Origin of the sequence: Streptomyces sp. NPDC059456 (assembly GCF_042750055.1) — a bacterium.
Classification (GTDB): domain Bacteria; phylum Actinomycetota; class Actinomycetes; order Streptomycetales; family Streptomycetaceae; genus Streptomyces.
In genome coordinates, this window is the sequence record NZ_JBHYVA010000682.1 from 1 (window position 1) to 4,529 (window position 4,529).

At 73.1% G+C, this 4,529-nt stretch carries 3 protein-coding genes; all 3 read left to right on the top strand.

Annotation, left to right across the window (positions count from 1 at the left end; genetic code table 11):
* Nucleotides 1-370 precede the first annotated feature (370 nt).
* Nucleotides 371-1,855, top strand: a complete 1,485-nt coding sequence (locus ACFXA3_RS36315) for an aldehyde dehydrogenase family protein (protein ID WP_385194357.1) — start codon at nucleotides 371-373, stop codon at nucleotides 1,853-1,855.
* Between the two features lie 15 nt (nucleotides 1,856-1,870).
* Nucleotides 1,871-3,445, top strand: a complete 1,575-nt coding sequence (locus tag ACFXA3_RS36320; protein ID WP_385194362.1) for a GMC family oxidoreductase — start codon at nucleotides 1,871-1,873, stop codon at nucleotides 3,443-3,445.
* Nucleotides 3,442-4,529: glycine betaine/L-proline ABC transporter ATP-binding protein (locus tag ACFXA3_RS36325; RefSeq protein ID WP_385194359.1), on the top strand; the 1,088-nt coding region annotated here is incomplete at its 3' end. The genes ACFXA3_RS36320 and ACFXA3_RS36325, both read left to right, overlap by 4 nt.

Below are 4,529 nucleotides of genomic sequence, written 5' to 3' on the forward strand. Positions count from 1 at the left end.
CCGGAGCCCTGGCGCAGGCTTCCGCGGCCTTCACGAGCGACCTCGCCCCGTGGACGCCGCACGCCTTCTAGAGCGCGCGGCGTCCGGCGCGGCGTGCTTCACGGGCCGGCCGGGGCGCGGGGCCGGGGGCGGCGGCTCGTCCGGCACGGGAAGTGGGCCTTCCTGCCGGGCGGGTTGACCGTTGACCTCCGCATCCGGCCGGCGCAACGCCCGCGCGTGCGCAGGGGGCCGACGCCTGAGCTCACTCGGCGTGACTCCCGTCACTTCCAGTGACGGATGAGGCATGGGCGGCGAGGGCCTGGGCAAGCGAGCCGAATGCAACGTGCACCGCGGGTGAGCCGCGGTGTCGGAAGCGGAGGTACAGCGCGTCGTGTCGGAGCAGAGAACCATCCACATCGCCGGAACGTGGCGGTCCGCGGTCTCGGGAGCCACTCGTGAGGTCCTGGACCCGGCGGACGCCGGCGTCCTCGCCGTCGTCGCCGAGGGCGGCACCGCGGACACCGACGCAGCCGTCAGCGCCGCCCGGGCCGCCTTCGACGGCGGCGAGTGGCCACGGACGCCGGTGGCGGAGCGTGCCGCCCTGCTGCGCCGCACCGCCGGCCTCCTCCAGCGCGACCGTGAGCGCATCGCCCTGGTGGAGAGCCGGGACGCGGGCAAGACCCTGGAGGAGGGACGGGTGGACGTGGACTGCGTCACGGACGCCTTCCGCTACTTCGCCGACCTCGTCACCGGCGAGAACGCGGGCCGTGTGGTCGACGCCGGGTCCCCCGACATCCACAGCGTCGTCGTCCACGAACCGGTGGGCGTCTGCGCGCTGATCACGCCGTGGAACTACCCGCTGCTCCAGGCGAGCTGGAAGATCGCCCCGGCGCTGGCCGCGGGCAACACGTTCGTCCTGAAGCCGAGCGAGATCACCCCGCTGTCCACGGTGGAGCTCATCGGCCTGCTGGCCGAGGCCGACCTGCCCGCCGGTGTCGCGAACCTGGTGACCGGCGCCGGCGACCCCGTCGGCGCCCACCTCTCCGCCCACCCCGATGTGGACCTCGTCTCCTTCACCGGCGGCCTGGCCAGCGGTACGAAGGTCATGCGGGCGGCGGCCGACTCCGTCAAGAAGGTCGCCCTCGAACTCGGCGGCAAGAACCCGAACGTCGTCTTCGCCGACGCCTGCGCCACCGACGAAGCCTTCGACACCGCCGTCGACCAGGCCCTCAACGCCGCCTTCATGCACAGCGGCCAGGTCTGCTCCGCCGGGTCCCGCCTCATCGTCGAGGAGCCCGTCGCCGAGCGCTTCGTCGCCGAACTCGCCCGCCGGGCCGACCGGATCCGCCTGGGCCGCGGCACCGACCCGGGCGTCGAGTGCGGGCCCCTGGTCTCCGCGGCCCAGCTCGCACGGACGCAGGAGTACGTGGCCTCGGCCCTCGCCGAGGGCGCGGTGCTGCGCTCCGGCGGCTGCCGCCCGGACGGGCCAGGCTACTTCTACCGGCCGACCGTCCTGGACGGCTGCCACCGGCGGATGCGCGTGGTGCGGGAGGAGGTCTTCGGGCCGGTGCTGACCGTCGAGACGTTCCGTACCGAGGACGAGGCCGTCGCGCTCGCCAACGACACCGAGTACGGACTCGCCGGCGCGGTGTGGACCGCCGACCAGGGCCGTGCCCGCCGCGTGGCGGGCCGGCTGCGCCACGGCACCGTCTGGATCAACGACTTCCACCCCTACCTGCCGCAGGCGGAGTGGGGCGGCTTCGGCAAGTCGGGCATCGGGCGCGAGCTGGGCCCGGCCGGTCTGGCCGAGTACCGCGAGTCCAAGCACGTGTACCAGAACCTCGCTCCGCGCCCCGTGCGCTGGTTCGCGGGCTGAAGGAGGAGGAGAACCATCAACACGGACACGCACACGGGCGAACACGCACCCCGGCACGAGCACGAGTTCCGGTACGACTACGTCGTCGTCGGCGGCGGGACCGCGGGCTCCGTCATCGCCTCCCGCCTGACCGAGGACCCTGACGTCACCGTCGCCGTCATCGAGGGCGGCCCCAGCGACGTCGACCGGCCGGACGTGCTGACCCTGCGCCGCTGGATGGGCCTGCTGGGCGGCGAACTCGACTACGACTACCCCACCACCGAGCAGCCGCGCGGCAACTCCCACATCCGGCACAGCCGCGCCCGCGTCCTCGGCGGCTGTTCCTCGCACAACACCCTGATCGCCTTCAAACCCCTGCCGTCCGACTGGGACGAGTGGTCGCGGGCCGGCGCCGAGGGCTGGCACGCCGCCGCCATGGAGCCGTACTTCGACAAGCTCCTCAACAACATCGTCCCGGTGGCCGAGAAGGACCGCAACGCCATCGCCCGCGACTTCGTCGACGCCGCGCAGAAGGCGCTGGGCGTCCCGCTCGTCGAGGGGTTCAACCGCAAGCCGTTCCACGAGGGCGCCGGGTTCTTCGACCTCGCGTACCACCCCGAGGACAACAAGCGCTCCTCCGCGTCGGTCGCCTACCTCCACCCCGTGATGGACGACCGCCCCAACCTCCGCATCTTCCTGGAGACCTGGGCGTACCGCCTCGAACTCGACGGCACCCGGGTGCGCGGCGTGCACGTACGCGCCGCGGACGGCACGCAGTCCCTGATCAGCGCCCGCCGTGAGGTGCTGGTGTGCGCGGGCGCCGTCGACACCCCGCGCCTCCTGCTGCACTCCGGCATCGGTCCGCGCGCCGACCTGGAGGCCCTCGGCATTCCTCCGGTGCACGACCTGCCCGGGGTGGGCGAGAACCTGCTCGACCACCCCGAGTCGGTGATCGTCTGGGAGACCGACGGTCCGATCCCGGAGAACTCGGCGATGGACAGCGACGCCGGCCTGTTCGTACGCCGCGACCCGCAGTCCCAGGGCCCCGACCTGATGTTCCACTTCTACCAGGTGCCCTTCACCGACAACCCGGAGCGCATCGGCTACGAACGCCCCGCGCACGGGGTGTCGATGACCCCCAACATCCCCAAGCCCCGCAGCCGCGGCCGCCTCTACCTGACCAGCGCGGATCCCGAGGTCAAACCCGCCCTGGACTTCCGGTACTTCACGGACGAGGACGACTACGACGGACGGACCCTCGTGGACGGCATCAAGCTGGCCCGCGAGATCGCCGCGGCCGAGCCGCTCGCCGGCTGGCTGAAGCGGGAGGTCTGTCCCGGGCCGGAGATCACCGGCGACGAGGCGCTGAGCGCGTACGCCCGCTCCGTCGCCCACACCGTCTACCACCCGGCGGGCACCTGCAAGATGGGCGCCGCCGACGATCCCAGCGCCGTCGTGGGGCCCGACCTCAGGGTGCGCGGCCTCGACGGGATCCGGATCGCGGACGCATCCGTCTTCCCGACGATGACCGCGGTGAACCCGATGATCGGGGTCCTCATGGTGGGCGAGAAGGCCGCCGAACTGCTGTCCCTGGAAGGAGGCCACCGATGAACGCCACACCTGCCGCCGCCGGAGCGGCCGCCACACCCGTCGAGGAGCCCGTCTTCTCGGTCGAGGGCCTCTGGAAGGTCTTCGGTCCCAAGGGCGCGGCGGCGAAGGTCCCCGGCTCCGAGCACGCGGGGCTGTCCGCCGCGGAACTGCGGGAGCGTACCGGCTGCACGGCGGCCGTCCGCGACGTCACCTTCGACGTCCGCAAGGGCGAGGTCTTCGTCGTGATGGGCCTGTCCGGCTCGGGCAAGTCCACCCTCGTCCGGTGCCTCACGCGGCTGATCGAGCCCACGGCCGGAACCCTCGCCCTCGACGGCGAGGACGTCCTCGCGATGGACGCCGGCCGGCTGCGCGCGCTGCGCCGCCACCGGGCCGCCATGGTCTTCCAACACTTTGGGCTGCTGCCGCACCGCAGCGTCCTGGACAACGTCGCCTACGGCCTGGAGATCCAGGGCGTCGGGCGCGCCGAACGCCGTGAAAAGGCCGCGGAGATGGTCGGCAAGGTCGGCCTCTCCGGACTGGAGGAGCGCCGTCCCGGACAGCTCTCCGGCGGCCAGCAGCAGCGCGTCGGGCTCGCCCGGGCCCTCGCCGCCGACCCGGAAGTGCTTCTGTTCGACGAGCCGTTCAGCGCGCTCGACCCGCTGATCCGGCGCGAGATGCAGGACGAGGTCGCCCGGCTCCACCACGAGGAGGGCCGCACCATGGTCTTCATCACCCACGACCTCGCGGAGGCCCTGCGCCTGGGCGACCGCATCGCGCTGATGCGGGACGGCCGCATCGTGCAGCTGGGCACGCCCGAGGAGATCGTCGGCTCGCCGGCCGACGACTACGTACGGGACTTCGTCCGCGACGTCCCGCGCGAACAGGTCCTCACCGTACGCAGTGCGATGCGCCCGGCCACCGGCGACGCGGCCGGACAGGGCCCCGCGCTGACCCCCGCCACGACCGTGGCCGAGGCCATCGAGGCCGTCGTCCGCAGCGGCGGCCCGGCCCGCGTCGTCGACCGGGGCCGGTGCCTCGGCATCGTCGACGAGGCCGGACTGCTCGCCGTGGTGGCCGGACTCCCGGCCGGGACCGGACGGGAGGT